Genomic DNA, 473 nt, shown 5'->3' on the forward strand with positions numbered 1-473 from the left:
CCCAATACGTTGCCGCCTTGGTCTTTAACTGCCACTGTTGAACCTGGTTCTGCTGTACCTGTAACTTGTGTTCCTTCATTAACAACATCTGCAGTTGGTGCATTTGGTGCTGTAGTGTCATCAGCAGTTGCTTCAGTAGGTTCAGATTCATTGCCCGCAGCATCTGTTGCAGTCACGTCTACCACTTCACCATTGGTTAATGGCGTGGTTAGATCCACTGTGTAGTTGCCATTTTCATCGGTAACTGCTGTACCCAATACGTTGCCGCCTTGGTCTTTAACTGCCACTGTTGAACCTGGTTCTGCTGTACCTGTAACTTGCGTTCCATTATTAACAACATCTGCAGTTGGCGCATCTGGTGCTGTAGTGTCATCAGAGTCCGAGTCGCTGTCAGAGTCAGAATCCGAGTCACTGTCAGAGTCAGAATCGCTGTCAGAATCCGAGTCACTGTCAGAGTCCGAGTCACTGTCAGA

At 48.4% G+C, this 473-nt stretch carries 1 protein-coding gene; it reads right to left on the reverse strand.

Annotated features, from left to right (window positions below; all coding sequences use genetic code 11):
• On the reverse strand, positions 1 to 473 hold a 473-nt coding region (locus tag F981_RS24095; RefSeq protein WP_004723263.1), incomplete at both ends, for an Ig-like domain-containing protein.

This window comes from Acinetobacter guillouiae CIP 63.46 (genome assembly GCF_000368145.1).
GTDB classification, from domain to species: Bacteria; Pseudomonadota; Gammaproteobacteria; order Pseudomonadales; family Moraxellaceae; genus Acinetobacter; species Acinetobacter guillouiae.